A 13,537-nucleotide genomic window follows, 5' to 3' on the forward strand; every position below is an offset into this window, starting at 1 on the left:
GCATGCCGGAGTACGGGAAGGACGCCGAGGGCGACGGGCCCGGGGACGAGCAGCCGGCGGAGGGCGGGCCCGGGGACGCCCGGCACCACCATTCGATCATCGCCGACATGGCCGGGGCCCCGCACCGGCCCCACACCGCGCGCACCGACCACCTGGTCTTCGGCGTCTCCGCCTGTCTCACCATCGCCTTCGTGCTGTGGGGCGCCCTCGCCACCGACTCCCTGGAGGACGCCTCCAGCACCATGCTGGACGGGCTGATGCACAACGGCGGCTGGGCCTTCGTCCTCGCCGCCTCCGGGTTCGTGATCTTCGCCCTGTGGCTGGCCATCAGCCGGTACGGCAGGATCACGCTCGGCAAGGCGAGCGAGGAGCCCGAGTTCCGCACGGTGTCCTGGGTGGCCATGATGTTCAGCGCCGGCATGGGGATCGGCCTGATGTTCTTCGGCGTCAGCGAGCCCCTGGCGCACTTCGTCGACCCGCCGCCGGGCACCGACCCGCAGGACCCGGCGGAGGCGATGGAGATCTCGATGGCCACCACGCTGTTCCACTGGACCCTGCACCCGTGGTCCATCTACGCCGTGGCGGGCCTGGCCATCGCCTACAGCACCTTCCGGCGCGGCCGGCGGCAGACCATCAGCGCCGTCTTCACCCCGCTGCTGGGGCAGAAGCACGTGAACGGGTGGGGCGGCAGGGTCATCGACATCCTGGCCATCTTCGCCACCCTCTTCGGCTCGGCCGCCTCCCTCGGGCTGGGCGCCCTGCAGATCGGCAGCGGCATCGAGGAACTGGACTGGATGAGCGACGTCGGCACCGGCCTGCTGGTGGCGGTGATCGCGGTGCTCACCGCCGCGTTCGTCGCCTCCGCGGTGTCCGGCGTCGCCAAGGGCATCCAGTGGCTGTCCAACATCAACATGGTGCTCGCCCTGATCCTGGCGCTCTTCCTGTTCATCGTCGGCCCCACCATCCTGGTGCTGGACCTGCTGCCCACCAGCGTCGGGTCCTACCTCGGCGATCTGCCGCAGCTGGTGGCCCGCACCGAGGCGAGCAGCGGGGAGGGGGTGGCCGACTGGCTGAGCGCCTGGACGGTCTTCTACTGGGCGTGGTGGATCTCCTGGACCCCGTTCGTCGGCATGTTCATCGCCCGGATCAGCCGCGGACGCACCATCCGGCAGTTCGTCGGGGGCGTCATCCTGGTGCCCAGCACGGTGAGCCTGGTGTGGTTCGCCATCTTCGGCGGCACCGCCATGCAGCTCCAGGACGACGGCCGGCTGGGCGGCGCGACCACGCAGGAGGCGCAGCTGTTCGGGGTCCTCCAGGAGTATCCGGCCGCCACCCTGATGAGCCTCATCGTCATGATCCTCGTCGGGATCTTCTTCGTCTCCGGCGCCGACGCGGCGTCCATCGTGATGGGCACGCTCTCCCAGCGCGGCTCGTTCGAACCCAACCGCCCGGTCGTGATCTTCTGGGGCACCGTCACCGGCGCGGTCGCCGCGGTGATGCTGCTCATCGGGGGCGGCGGGGGCGACGCCCTCACCGGCCTGCAGAACCTGACCATCCTGGTGGCCGCCCCGTTCAGCCTGGTCATGGTCGCGATGTGCGTGGCCCTCATGCGCGACCTGCGGCACGACCCGCTGATCATGCGGGGCGAGCTGGGCGAGGAGGCCGTGGAGATGGCGGTCATCGCCGGCGCCCGCCAGTACGCCGGCGACTTCGAGATCCGCATCGGCCCCAGCCGCGACACCCCGGACACCGACCAGCCGGACACCGGGCCCGGGAGCTGAGCCCGGCGGGCCGTGGGGGAAGTCCGCCCCGGGGCCGGCCGCGCGCACCCCGGACACCGGACGGCTGGGCGGGTCCGTCGGACCGGACCGCGGGCCGCGCCCGGCAGCCCGGAGGAGTCAGCCGGCGAGCCGGGCCGCCTCCCGGGCGCAGCCCCAGGCCACCGTCACCCCGGCCCCGCCGTGCCCGTAGTTGTGCACCACCCGTGCCCCGCCCAGCCGCTCCGCAGCCAGCCGCACCGCCGGCCGGGCCGGGCGCAGCCCCACCCGGTGCCCGAGGACCCGGGCGCTCGCCACGGCGGGGTGGAGCCGCGCGCAGCGGGCCACGATCGCCTCGGCCGTCGCCGGGTCCGGGCCGGTCTCCCAGACGTCCTCCCGCGCGGTGCCGCCGAGCACCAGCCCGTACGGCTGGGGGATGAGGTACGCGGTGTCCGCCGAGGTGTGGTCGGCGGACACCGTCCACTCCTCGACACCCGGGTTCTCCACGATCACCAACTGCCCCTGCACCGGCCGCACCCGCGGGTCGGGCACCAGCTCCCGGGCCCCCAGGCCGGTGCAGTTCACCACGGTCGGCGCATGGTCCGCCGCCTCCCGCAGCGAGGCGGCCCGCCGCTCCACGACCTCCCCGCCGGACGCCTTAAGGCGGCGCCGCAGATAGTCCAGGTGGGTCACCATGTCCACCAGCGGCACCCGGGCCCGGACACCGTGGCGCACCCCCGCGGGCAGCTCGGCGGGTCCGGCCGGGCGCAACCCGGACACCTCGGCCGCCCACGGCCCCAGATCCGCCCGCCGGATCCCGCACTGGGTGCCCGTGGCCAGCCGCACCCCGGGGTGACCGGTGTCCTCCGGGCCCGCGCCGGGTCCGGCACCGCCGTCCTGCCGCCCGGCGAGCGCGGTGAGCACCCGCAGGGTCTCCAGCGACCAGCGGCCGACCCGCGCCATGGGTTCGATGCGGTACGGCCACCACAGCCCGCCGGCCACCGCCGACGTGGTGTCCGCCGCCGCGTCCCGGGTCCACACGGTGACCCGCCGGCCGGGCCGCCGCGCCGGCCCGGCGCCACCGCGTCCCGGCGCGCCGTACCCGCCCTCCGCCAGCACCACGGCGGTGGTCAGTCCGATCACCCCGCCGCCGACCACGATCACATCGCTCGCCATGGCCGGAGGCTAATCGGCACCACCGGCCCCGCGGAAGCGGGCGGGACCCAGGGAAGCGGGCGGCCCGGCCGGCCACCGGGGGAGCACCGGCGGCCGCGTGCCCGGGGGATATCGGAAGGCGGCGGCGGGGCCGGGGCCGTTAGGATCGGCGGTCTCATGACTGCCACACTCGTAGCCAAGGACCTCGCCGCCGGCCACGGCGACCGCACCCTGTTCTCCGGGCTCGACCTGGTCATCGCCCCGGGTGAGGTCATCGGACTGGTCGGCGCCAACGGTGCCGGCAAGTCCACGTTGCTGAGGCTGCTGGCGGGCCTCGCCGACCCCGAGCGCGGCACCATCGGCATCAGCCCGCCGCACGCGACCGTCGGACACCTCCCGCAGGAGCCCGAGCGCAGGCCCGGGGAGACCGTGCGCGGCTTCCTGGCCCGCCGCACCGGGGTCGCCGCCGCCCAGGCCGAGCTGGACGCCACCACCCAGGCGCTCGCCGACGGGCGGCCCGGCGCCGACGACGCGTACGCCGTCGCCCTGGAGCGCTGGCTGTCGCTGGGCGCCGCCGACCTGGAGGAGCGGGCGGAGGAGGTGACCGCCTCGCTCGGCCTGGACACCGGCCTGGACCGGCCGATGACCGCGCTCTCCGGCGGCCAGGCGGCGCGCGCCTCGCTCGCCTCCCTGCTGCTCAGCCGGTACGACGTGTTCCTGCTGGACGAGCCCACCAACGACCTGGACCTGGACGGGCTGCGCACCCTGGAGGACTTCGTCACCGGGCTGCGGGCCGGCACCGTACTGGTCAGCCACGACCGCGAGTTCCTCGCCCGCACCGTGCACAAGGTCCTCGAACTCGACCTCGCCCAGCAGCAGGTGACCCTCTTCGGCGGCGGGTACACCGCCTACCTGGAGGAGCGGGAGACCGCCCGCCGCCACGCCCGGGAACGCTACGAGGAGTACGCCGAGACCCGGTCGGCGCTCCAGGCCCGCGCCCGCACCCAGCGCGCCTGGATGGAGAAGGGCGTCAAGAACGCGCGCCGCAAGGCGCCCGACAACGACAAGATCGGTCGCAACGCGCGGGTCGAGGCCACCGAGAAGCAGGCCGCCAAGGCCCGGCAGACCGATCGGCTCATCGAGCGCCTGGAGGTGGTCGAGGAACCGCGCAAGGAGTGGGAACTGCGCATGGAGATCGCCGCGGCGCCGCGGTCCGGCGCGGTGGTGGCCACCCTGCGCGGTGCCGAACTGCGGCGCGGCGACTTCCGTTTCGGCCCGGTGGACCTCCAGATCGACTGGGCGGACCGGGTCGCCATCACCGGGGCCAACGGCTCCGGAAAGTCCACCCTGCTGGCCGCGCTGCTCGGCCGCCTCCCGCTGGACGCCGGTGCCGCCTCGCTCGGCCCCGGCGTGGTGGTCGGCGAGGTCGACCAGGCCAGGGCGCTGTTCTTCGGCGGCGAGTCGCTGCTGGACGCCTTCGGCTCGGCGACCCCCGAGCTGGAGCCCGCCGAGGTGCGGACACTGCTCGCGAAGTACGGCCTGAAGTCCGACCACGTGCTGCGGTCCGCCGCCACCCTCTCCCCCGGGGAACGCACCCGCGCCGCGCTCGCGCTCCTCCAGGCCAGAGGGGTCAACCTGCTGGTGCTGGACGAGCCCACCAACCACCTGGACCTGCCCGCCATCGAGCAGCTGGAGTCGGCGCTCGCCTCCTATCCGGGCACGCTGCTGCTGGTCACCCACGACCGCCGGATGCTGGAGGCGGTGCACACCACCCGCCGGATCGCCGTCGCGGCCGGCCGCGTCACCGAACTCTGACCCACCGCCGCGGACGACTCACGACGCGGCCGCCCGCACGACTGCTCGTGGGGGGCGTCGCCCCTCACCCCGGTACGTGGGCGACGCCGGCGGTGCGGTATGTGTGTGCAGGGGGCGTTGCGGCGCCGACTACCTCACGCGCTTGGCCAACCCGATTTCACGGGCTCGCTCGTCGAGGGCGCCGGCTTCCCGGTTGCGGAGGTACGGGGCGATGCGCGTACGCAGAGTCGCCAGGTGCTCGTCCCCGCGCGCGGTGGTGACGGACGAGTAGTCATCAAGGAAGGCGTGCCATGTCTTGCAGGACTCTTCCAGATGGCCGAGCTCAAGTTGCCGTTGGGCGAGCAGCGCATGTGAGTGTATGCGCCCCTGCCGTTCCTGCGTGGGCTGGAGTTTCAAGCAGTCCTGCATCGCCTTGATCGAGCCCGGCAAGTCCCCGAACTCATAGAGCACGTGAGAGACGTGGAACTTGTACGCGCTGGCGTCGTAGCCGCCGAGTGACTCACGGCGTGAATCCGCCTTGGACAGGGCCGATTCGGCTTCGCGAAGTCGTGTCCATGCCTGGTGACGGTCACCGACCAGAGATGCGGCGTGTGCCTGCTGCCCACGCAGGAACGCGAGGAGGCGAGGGCCCGCGGCCGGCGCTGCCTCCGCCGCGGAGTCGGCTAATTCAAGGGATTTCCGGCCGTATCGCAGATTGGATGCTTGCAGCGACATGCCACGGAGAGTGCGGCAGTAAGTGACTTTGTCGTTCGCTTCCCCTGCCAGGCCGAGCGCTTTGAGGTAATACCGCTGTCCCAGTCCGTGCTCGCGCTCGTACATCGCCATCCAGCCCGTGAGGTACACAAGGTCGGAAGCGGCGGACAGCATGCCCTGGCGAACTTTCTCGGTGGCCGACGCCCTGAGGTACGGGCCCACGGTGTTGACCAGGAACGCCGCCGCCATCGGCCGCGCGATACCGCCGCCCATCTCGTCCAGGAGATCGGCGATCCGGCTGGTGGTCGTACGGACTGTTGCCACGTCGCCCACACCGATGCGATGCGCATTCTGCGTTTCCTTACGTCCCGAGGCTCCGTCGGAAACGAAGTCCCGGAAGGCAGGAACTGCGAGGGCGGCTGAATAGAGCCCTGCGTTCAGCATGCTTCTGCGAGTCGGGTGCATGTCTGCCTCTCCGAGTTCCAGTAGCCGGGTCACCAAGTCTGCGAGCTGTTCGCCTTGATCAGTAGACGAGGGTAGGCCGGCGTCGGCGCGAGTGATCGGGCGTTGCAGCTTGCGGGAGAGGGCTTCCACGATCAACAGGCGTGCGTCCCCGCCCGGCACGTGCCCCTTGAGCCATGCTCGCGCGGTCTGCGGACTGTAGTTCGTCGGTGTCCCGCACTCCGTCCCGATCCGGTTCACCTGCTGCGCGAACTGCCGCAACGTCCAACCGGTCTCGCGGTACAGCCGCTCCAGCGCCGCGTTCGGTTCGCGCTGCGCCATGGTCTCAACTCCCCGGCCGATCACCGTTTTACGCGTTTTAAAACCGCCCCCACTGACACCGTACCGCTCCCCGTAGTCACACGGTTGCCTAGTGCGAGGACGGATCACCCACTCAGGGAGGGGCCCATGGCCACGTGGGAAGACGCTGTGTGCGAAGCCAGGGCAGCCGAGGCGCAGATACGGCGCGCGGTGGCCACCGCGGGTGTCGAACTGCCGTATCTGGCGTCCGCGCGCAGCATCGCCTACCCGTCCCCCGCGTTCCGGATCGAACTGGGCGGCGCGACCGTCGCGGACACGCGCCGGCTCGCCGAACTGATCGTCAAGGGGCTGGAGTCGGAAGGACATCGGCCCCGTCCGGTGCCCGCTCCCGGAGTCCTGGTGACCGACACCCGCACGATGCAGGTCGGGAAGGTGGTCGGCTGGGACAGCGAAAGAGGCTCACTGACGCTGGCGCCCGCCGACGGCGGCGAACCGTGGGACACCACGGTCTACCGGGACTCCACCGAACGTGAACGCCTCGAATACCGGATCGCGGCCAACCGCCACCAGGTCCGGCTGGTGACCCGCAGGCGATGAGCGAACCACCCCGCGAACCGCGGGACCGGCCCGTGGCCCACTGCGGCTGGTGTGCGGGTCACACCCGTGTGTGGTGCCCCGACTGCGCCGGATTCGCGGGCTGCGAGGCGTGCGAGGGGCAGCGCACCGTTCCGTGCCCCGAATGCCATGGAGGAAGGAAGACACCGGTCAGATGGTGGTGACGGGAGAGAGCCAGATGGACTTCTTACGGAGCCGCGCCCTGTTCGCGTTCCGCGTGCTGCGCGCCGGGGTGTTCTGGGTGCTGTGCGTTGCGGTGCCGGTTCTGGTCGTCTGGGGGTTCTGGTATGCCGATCCCTACCGGTGACCCGCTGGGCAGTGCCGGGTACGAGGTGCGAACGGTGGCCGCTCGGCAGGTGCGGCGGACCGACCTGCTGAAATGGAGAGGCCGTTTCCGGGAGTTGCGGAACATGTTCACCACGAACGGCGGCAAGCACTTCGTCTTCGCCGACGGCACGTCATGCACCATCGGCGACTACGTCGGAGTGGACGTCAAGCGTCAGGCACCGGTCCCTCGCCGCTGACCCGCCTGGCCCCCGCTCCCGCCCGGGAGCGGCCCGTCGAACCCGCGTGTGCCCCCTGGACGGGGGCGGGCGCCGGACCGGACCGGGCGAGGCGAGCGGGTGCGACGGGTTCCGGGGGATCCTCGCCTCGCCCGGCCGGGCGAGGCGAGGACCGTGGTGGGGCAGCCGACGCGGGCGGCGCCTAGAGCAGGCCGGCCCTGCGCAGCGCGTCCGCCATCGCACCGCTCGCCGGTGCGGCGTCCCGGCCGCCGCCGCGCTGCTCCCGGCCGGCGCCGTTGCCGCGCCGCTGCTGCGGGGCGCCGCGCCGCGCGCCGCCGCCCTGCCCGGCCCGGTCGCCGCGCTCGCCCCGGCCCGCGCGGTCGCCGCCCCGGCCGCCCGTGCCCGGCTGCGCCTCGTCGTCCAGCCGCAGTGTCAGGGAGATCCGCTTGCGTGGGATGTCCACTTCCATGACCTTCACCTTGACGATGTCGCCCGGCTTCACCACGTCGCGCGGGTCCTTCACGAAGGTCCGGGACATCGCCGAGACGTGCACCAGGCCGTCCTGGTGGACACCGACGTCCACGAACGCGCCGAACGCCGCCACGTTGGTGACCACTCCTTCCAGCACCATGCCCGGCTCCAGGTCGCCGAGCTTCTCCACGCCCTCCTTGAAGGTGGCGGTCCGGAAGGCCGGCCGCGGGTCGCGGCCCGGCTTCTCCAGTTCGCGCAGGATGTCGGTGACGGTCGGCAGGCCGACGGTGTCGTTGACGAAGTCGGCCGGGCGCAGGGTGCGCAGCGCACCGCTGTTGCCGATCAGCGAGGCGACCTCGCCGCCCACCGACTTCACCATCGCCCGCACCACCGGGTATGACTCCGGGTGCACGCTGGAGGCGTCCAGCGGGTCGTCGCCGCCGCGGATGCGGAGGAAGCCCGCGCACTGCTCGTACGCCTTGGGGCCCAGCCGCGAGACGTCCTTGAGCGACTTCCGCGACCGGAACGGCCCGTTGGCGTCGCGGTGCGCCACGATGTTCTCGGCCAGCCCGGCGCCGATGCCGGAGACCCGGGCCAGCAGCGGTGCGGACGCGGTGTTGACGTCCACGCCCACGCCGTTGACGCAGTCCTCGACCACGGCGTCGAGGGAGCGGGACAGCTTCACCTCGGACAGGTCGTGCTGGTACTGGCCGACGCCGATCGACTTGGGGTCGATCTTCACCAGCTCGGCGAGCGGGTCCTGGAGGCGGCGGGCGATGGAGACCGCGCCGCGCAGCGAGACGTCCAGACCGGGCAGTTCCTGGGAGGCGAAGGCGGACGCCGAGTACACCGACGCCCCGGCCTCGGAGACCACCACCTTGGTGAGCTTCAGCTCCGGGTGCCGGGCGCAGAGTTCGGCGGCGAGCCGGTCGGTCTCCCGGGACGCCGTGCCGTTGCCGATGGCCACCAGCTCCACCGCGTGCTCGCGGGCCAGCCGGGCCAGCTTCGCCAGCGACTCGTCCCACTTGTTCTGCGGGACGTGCGGATAGATCGTGTCGGTGGCGACGACCTTGCCGGTGCCGTCCACCACGGCCACCTTCACCCCGGTGCGGAACCCCGGGTCCAGCCCCAGCGTGGCGCGGGTGCCCGCGGGCGCGGCGAGCAGCAGATCGCGGAGGTTGGCGGCGAACACGCGGACCGCCTCGTCCTCGGCGGCGGTCCGCAGCCGCAGCCGCAGGTCGATGCCGAGGTGGACCAGGATGCGGGTGCGCCAGGCCCAGCGCACGGTGTCGGCCAGCCACTTGTCGCCGGGCCGGCCGCGGTCGGCGATGCCGAAGCGGTGGGCGATGATCGGCTCGTAGGAGGACGGGCCGCCGGGCTGCCCGGACGCTCCGGCCTCGCCCGGATCCGGCGCGGAGGGCGCCGGCTCCGGCTCCAGGGTGAGGTCCAGGACCTCTTCCTTCTCGCCGCGGAGCATGGCCAGCACCCGGTGCGAGGGCAGCTCGGTGAACGGTTCGGAGAAGTCGAAGTAGTCGGCGAACTTCGCGCCCGCCTCCTCCTTGCCCGCCCGCACCCGGGTGGCCAGGCGGCCGCGCTGCCACATCCGTTCGCGCAGCTCGCCGATGAGGTCCGCGTCCTCCCCGAACCGCTCGGTGAGGATGGCCCGGGCGCCTTCCAGGGCCGCCGCCGGGTCCGGGACGTTCCGGTCCGCGTCGACGAAGGCCGCGGCGGCCGCGAGGGGTTCCACCGAGGGGTCGCCGAGCAGCCCGTCGGCCAGCGGCTCCAGACCGGCCTCCCGTGCGATCTGCGCCTTGGTGCGCCGCTTGGGCTTGAAGGGCAGGTAGATGTCCTCCAGCCGCGCCTTGGAGTCGGCGGCGAGGATCTGGGCCCGCAGCGCGTCGTCCAGCTTGCCCTGCGACCGGACCGACTCCAGGATCGCGGTCCGGCGCTCCTCCAGCTCCCGCAGGTAACGCAGCCGCTCCTCGATCGTGCGCAGCTGGGCGTCGTCGAGCGTCTCGGTCGCCTCCTTGCGGTAGCGCGCGATGAACGGCACGGTCGAGCCGCCGTCGAGCAGCTCGACGGCGGCCCTGACCTGCCGCTCCCGTACGCCGATCTCCTCGGCGATCCTGCCTTCGATGGACGTCGTCGTCACGATCACGCTCGGCTTCCTGTCGTCCTGTCCGGTTGCGTCTGCATTGTGGCAGGTGGCGCGGACGGGACGGCGGTGCCGGGTCGGACGTGCCGACGCCGGGTCACCGGCCTGCCCGGGAGGCCCCGCCGAAGAGCCGGGCCAGGGCGCGGAAGGGGAGGGTGACGACGCTCGCGAGGGTGCTGCCGATCTGCCGCAGCACGTCGGCGATGGCGCGGAACATGATGCCTCCTGGGTCGGAACGGGTCTCCCTCCCTCGGGTGACCGCGCCCGGAGGCCGCAAACCCGGCCGGTCCGACGCCCGGTGCCGTCCCGCGCCCGCCGCCCGGACGGCGGTGCCGGTCAACGCTTGCCGAGGAGGTCCGCGGGGAACGCGCCGCCCTCGGCCGCCTTGGCGGTGAACGCCCCGGCCAGCTCGGTGAGCCGGGCCACGCCGTCCGCACCCAGGTGGGCGTAGGGGGCCAGGTCGAGCCGGTCGGTGGCGGCCTCCAGGTCCTTGCGCAGCGCGGTGCCCGCCTCGGTCAGCTCGCCGGCCTCGTCCAGCAGTCCCCGGTCGCGCAGCCGGTCGTGGGCCGCCGCCCACTCCTCCGCCGACCAGCCGCGGGTCGCCAGCACCCACTTCGGCGACATGCCGCGCCCGCTGGCGGTGTGGCTGGCGAGGGCCTCGACCGGGTCCAGGCCGGCGTCCAGCAGGACCGCCAGATGGCTGTCGCCGCGGTGCTCCCGCAGCAGCGTGGCGGCGTGCCAGAGCGCCAGGTGCGGGGCGTCGGGCACCGGGAGGTCGGCGTGCGCCGCGTACAGCGGCCGGGCCGCCCTGGAACACGCCTCGGTCGCGCGCAGCGCCAGCTTTGCCGCCTCGGCCATCGCGGGGGAGCCGATCGCCTCCTCGCCCAGCAGCCGCCGCAGCATCGAGTCCGCAGCGCGCAGCCTGGCGTCGAGCGCCTCGCGCGGTGTGATCACTTCCCACACGGCGGGTATGTGCCGGGCCACCTGCTCGTACTTGAAGTTGAAGAAGGTGGCGGTCACGGTGCCCGCCCCGACCCGGCCGAGGGCCGCGGAGCGGCTGACGAAGTAGGAGGCCATCCGGTCCTCCACGCCGAGCTTCGACACCTCCTGATGGTAGTCGGGGGTGAAGTAGATGGCCGAGTGGAGCGGGTTGAGGACGCTCTGGCAGTGGCGTGCGGAACGTTCGGGCAGTGTCGTCATGGCGCGCACGCTACTCGGAGGTAAGGGGGCCGGGAAGGGCCGGCGGGCAGCTGAGCGACCGCTGAGTATGCCTGGATGGCCCGGCTGCCGCGGGGAACCGGCGGTCCGGTGAACGGTGGGCGGCCGGGGTGTGCGGGGCGGCGTCGCGGGTCCGGCGGCCGGGCCCGCGAGCGGGTCAGCGCGGCGCCGGCGGGGCCCAGCTGAACCGCGGCGGGCGGCGCTGGAGGAACGCGGCCACGCCCTCCGCCTCGTCATCGCTGCCGCGCGCCTGCTCGGCCCAGTGGGCCACCCGGTCGGCGGCGGCCGGACCGGCCGCGAACTCCTTGGCCGCGGCCTGGGTGAGCGCCGACCGCGAGGCCAGCACCGAGGTGAACTCGGCGACCCGCCCGTCCAGCGCGCCCGCCGGCAGCACCTCGTCGACGAGGCCGGTGCGCAGTGCCCGCTCGGAGTCGATCAACTCGGCCGAGAACAGGAGGTACTTGGTGGTGGCGGGGCCGACCAGTTCCACCAGCCGGCGGGTCGAGGACGGCGAGTAGACGACGCCGAGCCGGGCCGGGGTGACGCCGAACCGGCTGCCTTCCTCGGCGAACCGCAGGTCGCAGGCGGCCGCCAACTGGCAGCCGCCGCCCACGCAGTATCCGCGGATGGCGGCCAGGGTCGGCTTGGGGAAGGCGGCGAGGGCGTCCTCGGCGGCGACCGCCAGCCCCTTGGAGTCCTCGTCGGTCCCGGTCAGGGTGGCGATGTCGGCGCCCGCGCAGAAGGTGTCCCCGGCGCCGGTGAGGACCACCGCGCGGACCGCGGGGTCGGCGGCCCAGCGGTCCAGCAGGACGGGCAGTTCGCGCCACATCCCGGCGGTCATCGCGTTGCGCTTGGCCGGGTTGCGGATGACGACGGTCGCCACGCCGCCGGTGATGTCGTGCTCCAGACCGGGCTGCGGCCCGGCGGCCGGCTCCAAGGGCTCCATGGCGCGGATCGTATCCGGCGGTCCGGCGCGGTCCGGCGGGGCGTGCCCGGTCACGCGACGTCACCGGGGCGCCGGTGCCCGGGCCGAGAACCGCGGAGAAGGCGGTCGACTTCCGTCATTCATCTGGCAGATGGCAGCAAAAATGGTCAAAAGTCATCGATAGTAGCTGACTTATGTTCAGTTCCTCGGGCGCGCCCCTGTGATTCTCAACACTCGTCGTCAGTGACGAGCGGCTGGGGGCACCGCCCAGCGGTAGCTGGGGGAGGGCGGGTATCGGACATGGAGATCCTCGGGAGCACCCCGCCGGACCGCGGGCCGGCGGCGCCCCGCGTGACGCCCGGGTACGAGGGGCCCGGGTACGAGGGGGTGTGGCGTTTCACCGCCCCCGCGCTGGACTCCTCCGTGCCCCGGGCCCGGCACACGGTGCGGCAGCTGCTGGCGCACCGGCGGGTTCCGGTCACCGAGGACCTGGTGCAGAGCCTGCTGCTGATCGTCTCCGAGCTGGTCACCAACGCGGTGCGGCACGCCGCCGTGCTCTCCCCGGAGATCACCGTGGAGCTGTCCGTCGGCGGCGGCTGGATCCGGGTGGCCGTCGAGGACGACCACCCCTACCGGCCCAAGGCCCTGGAGGCCGACCAGAGCCGCACCGGCGGGCGCGGGCTGCTGCTGGTGCAGGCCGTCGCCGAGGAGGCGGGCGGCACCCACGACGTGAGCCACGTCGCCGGCGGCGGCAAGGCGGTCTGGGCCGTCCTGCCGCTCGCTCCGGCGGGCGGCACCGGCGCGGCGCCGCCCGCCGGACCGGTGACGGCCCCGGTCACCAGCCCGCGCCGGCCCCGGTGACCTCCCGGATCCCCGGCCGGGCCGCGTCCAGCACGGTCATGAACCACGCCGAGAACGGGGCCGACCCGCGCAGCGCGTCCAGCTCGGCCGGCGTGACGAACGCCGTCTCCGCGATCTCCGCCGGATCCGGCCGCGGCTCGGCCTCCACCAGCCCGGCGAAGAGGTGGTTGTACTCCTGCTCCACCAGGCCGGACGCCGGATCGGGGTGGTTGTACCTGACCCGGCCGGCCTCGCGCAGCAGCACCGGGCCCAGCCCCAGCTCCTCCCCGGTGCGCCGGGCGGCCGCCGCGAACGGCGGCTCGCCCGGGTAGGGGTGGCCGCAGCAGGTGTTCGACCACACACCGGGGGAGTGGTACTTGCCCAGCGCCCGGCGCTGCAGCAGCAGCCGGCCCCGGCCGTCGAAGAGGAAGACCGAGAACGCCCGGTGCAGCCGCCCCGGGGCCCGGTGCGCGGAGAGCTTCTCCGCCGTGCCGATCGTCCTGCCTTCCTCGTCGACCAGTTCGAGCATGATCGGGTCCGGGGACCCGATCGGCGCGGAGGCCGTGTCGGCGGCGGGGTCGGCCGTACGGCCATCGGCAGGTGTGATCGGCATGACCATCCTCGTTGT

Annotated in this window: 13 protein-coding genes; 6 read left to right on the forward strand and 7 right to left on the reverse strand. The window is 73.3% G+C overall.

Going from position 1 to position 13,537, the window contains the following annotated elements:
- Window positions 1-107 precede the first annotated feature (107 nt).
- On the forward strand, window positions 108-1,781 hold the full coding sequence (locus ACH4B3_RS08545) for a BCCT family transporter (protein WP_398462327.1): 1,674 nt from the start codon (window positions 108-110) through the stop codon (window positions 1,779-1,781).
- Window positions 1,782-1,898: 117 nt separating this feature from the next.
- On the opposite strand, the gene ACH4B3_RS08550 is transcribed toward ACH4B3_RS08545, so the two are convergent.
- The gene (locus ACH4B3_RS08550) at window positions 1,899-2,933 is read right to left on the reverse strand and encodes an FAD-dependent oxidoreductase (RefSeq protein WP_398461995.1); all 1,035 of its coding nucleotides are present in this window, start codon (window positions 2,931-2,933) and stop codon (window positions 1,899-1,901) included.
- 156 nt (window positions 2,934-3,089) lie between these two features.
- On the opposite strand from ACH4B3_RS08550, the gene ACH4B3_RS08555 reads away from it, so the two are divergent.
- Window positions 3,090-4,727 carry an ABC-F family ATP-binding cassette domain-containing protein gene (locus ACH4B3_RS08555; RefSeq protein WP_398461996.1) on the forward strand — a complete coding sequence of 546 codons (1,638 nt, stop codon included), beginning with the start codon at window positions 3,090-3,092 and terminating at the stop codon, window positions 4,725-4,727.
- Between the two features lie 129 nt (window positions 4,728-4,856).
- On the opposite strand, the gene ACH4B3_RS08560 is transcribed toward ACH4B3_RS08555, so the two are convergent.
- The gene (locus ACH4B3_RS08560) at window positions 4,857-6,203 is read right to left on the reverse strand and encodes a hypothetical protein (RefSeq protein ID WP_398461997.1); all 1,347 of its coding nucleotides are present in this window, start codon (window positions 6,201-6,203) and stop codon (window positions 4,857-4,859) included.
- Between the two features lie 126 nt (window positions 6,204-6,329).
- On the opposite strand from ACH4B3_RS08560, the gene ACH4B3_RS08565 reads away from it, so the two are divergent.
- The 3 genes from ACH4B3_RS08565 to ACH4B3_RS08575 all read left to right on the forward strand — a co-directional run bounded on the left by ACH4B3_RS08565 (window position 6,330) and on the right by ACH4B3_RS08575 (window position 7,321).
- Window positions 6,330-6,779 carry a hypothetical protein gene (locus tag ACH4B3_RS08565; RefSeq protein WP_398461998.1) on the forward strand — a complete coding sequence of 150 codons (450 nt, stop codon included), beginning with the start codon at window positions 6,330-6,332 and terminating at the stop codon, window positions 6,777-6,779.
- Between the two features lie 196 nt (window positions 6,780-6,975).
- Window positions 6,976-7,104, forward strand: a complete 129-nt coding sequence (locus tag ACH4B3_RS08570; RefSeq protein WP_398461999.1) for a hypothetical protein — start codon at window positions 6,976-6,978, stop codon at window positions 7,102-7,104.
- Window positions 7,085-7,321 carry a hypothetical protein gene (locus ACH4B3_RS08575; protein WP_398462000.1) on the forward strand — a complete coding sequence of 79 codons (237 nt, stop codon included), beginning with the start codon at window positions 7,085-7,087 and terminating at the stop codon, window positions 7,319-7,321. Before ACH4B3_RS08570 ends, ACH4B3_RS08575 begins: the two co-directional genes overlap by 20 nt.
- Window positions 7,322-7,502: 181 nt before the next feature.
- Here the strand turns inward: ACH4B3_RS08575 and ACH4B3_RS08580 are convergent, their stop codons facing one another.
- The 4 genes from ACH4B3_RS08580 to ACH4B3_RS08595 all read right to left on the reverse strand — a co-directional run bounded on the left by ACH4B3_RS08580 (window position 7,503) and on the right by ACH4B3_RS08595 (window position 12,090).
- Window positions 7,503-9,926 (reverse strand): Tex family protein, encoded by a 2,424-nt coding sequence (locus ACH4B3_RS08580; RefSeq protein ID WP_398462328.1) that lies wholly within the window; start codon window positions 9,924-9,926, stop codon window positions 7,503-7,505.
- A 97-nt stretch (window positions 9,927-10,023) separates the two neighbouring features.
- Window positions 10,024-10,143 (reverse strand): LPFR motif small protein, encoded by a 120-nt coding sequence (locus ACH4B3_RS08585; protein ID WP_398462001.1) that lies wholly within the window; start codon window positions 10,141-10,143, stop codon window positions 10,024-10,026.
- 119 nt (window positions 10,144-10,262) lie between these two features.
- On the reverse strand, window positions 10,263-11,126 hold the full coding sequence (locus tag ACH4B3_RS08590) for a hypothetical protein (protein WP_398462002.1): 864 nt from the start codon (window positions 11,124-11,126) through the stop codon (window positions 10,263-10,265).
- 175 nt (window positions 11,127-11,301) lie between these two features.
- The gene (locus tag ACH4B3_RS08595) at window positions 11,302-12,090 is read right to left on the reverse strand and encodes an enoyl-CoA hydratase/isomerase family protein (RefSeq protein WP_398462003.1); all 789 of its coding nucleotides are present in this window, start codon (window positions 12,088-12,090) and stop codon (window positions 11,302-11,304) included.
- A 279-nt stretch (window positions 12,091-12,369) separates the two neighbouring features.
- Between ACH4B3_RS08595 and ACH4B3_RS08600 the strand changes: the two genes are divergently transcribed.
- The gene (locus ACH4B3_RS08600; RefSeq protein WP_398462004.1) at window positions 12,370-12,930 is read left to right on the forward strand and encodes an ATP-binding protein; all 561 of its coding nucleotides are present in this window, start codon (window positions 12,370-12,372) and stop codon (window positions 12,928-12,930) included.
- Here ACH4B3_RS08600 and idi read toward each other — a convergent pair.
- The gene (gene idi, locus ACH4B3_RS08605; protein ID WP_398462005.1) at window positions 12,905-13,522 is read right to left on the reverse strand and encodes an isopentenyl-diphosphate Delta-isomerase; all 618 of its coding nucleotides are present in this window, start codon (window positions 13,520-13,522) and stop codon (window positions 12,905-12,907) included. The genes ACH4B3_RS08600 and idi overlap by 26 nt on opposite strands.
- Window positions 13,523-13,537: the final 15 nt, after the last annotated feature.

This window comes from Streptomyces sp. NPDC018031 (assembly GCF_044327625.1).
GTDB lineage: Bacteria > Actinomycetota > Actinomycetes > Streptomycetales > Streptomycetaceae > Streptomyces.

What these genes read in the sequence shown, in the direction of transcription:
- ACH4B3_RS08555 (WP_398461996.1), top strand. Translation starts at nt 3,090, where the DNA reads ATGACTGCCACACTCGTAGCCAAGGACCTCGCCGCCGGCCACGGCGAC.
- ACH4B3_RS08600 (WP_398462004.1), top strand. Translation starts at nt 12,370, where the DNA reads ATGGAGATCCTCGGGAGCACCCCGCCGGACCGCGGGCCGGCGGCGCCC.
- ACH4B3_RS08585 (WP_398462001.1), bottom strand. Translation starts at nt 10,143, where the DNA reads ATGTTCCGCGCCATCGCCGACGTGCTGCGGCAGATCGGCAGCACCCTC.
- ACH4B3_RS08560 (WP_398461997.1), bottom strand. Translation starts at nt 6,203, where the DNA reads ATGGCGCAGCGCGAACCGAACGCGGCGCTGGAGCGGCTGTACCGCGAG.
- idi (WP_398462005.1), bottom strand. Translation starts at nt 13,522, where the DNA reads ATGCCGATCACACCTGCCGATGGCCGTACGGCCGACCCCGCCGCCGAC.
- ACH4B3_RS08570 (WP_398461999.1), top strand. Translation starts at nt 6,976, where the DNA reads ATGGACTTCTTACGGAGCCGCGCCCTGTTCGCGTTCCGCGTGCTGCGC.
- ACH4B3_RS08565 (WP_398461998.1), top strand. Translation starts at nt 6,330, where the DNA reads ATGGCCACGTGGGAAGACGCTGTGTGCGAAGCCAGGGCAGCCGAGGCG.
- ACH4B3_RS08575 (WP_398462000.1), top strand. Translation starts at nt 7,085, where the DNA reads ATGCCGATCCCTACCGGTGACCCGCTGGGCAGTGCCGGGTACGAGGTG.
- ACH4B3_RS08590 (WP_398462002.1), bottom strand. Translation starts at nt 11,126, where the DNA reads ATGACGACACTGCCCGAACGTTCCGCACGCCACTGCCAGAGCGTCCTC.
- ACH4B3_RS08595 (WP_398462003.1), bottom strand. Translation starts at nt 12,090, where the DNA reads ATGGAGCCCTTGGAGCCGGCCGCCGGGCCGCAGCCCGGTCTGGAGCAC.
- ACH4B3_RS08545 (WP_398462327.1), top strand. Translation starts at nt 108, where the DNA reads ATGGCCGGGGCCCCGCACCGGCCCCACACCGCGCGCACCGACCACCTG.
- ACH4B3_RS08550 (WP_398461995.1), bottom strand. Translation starts at nt 2,933, where the DNA reads ATGGCGAGCGATGTGATCGTGGTCGGCGGCGGGGTGATCGGACTGACC.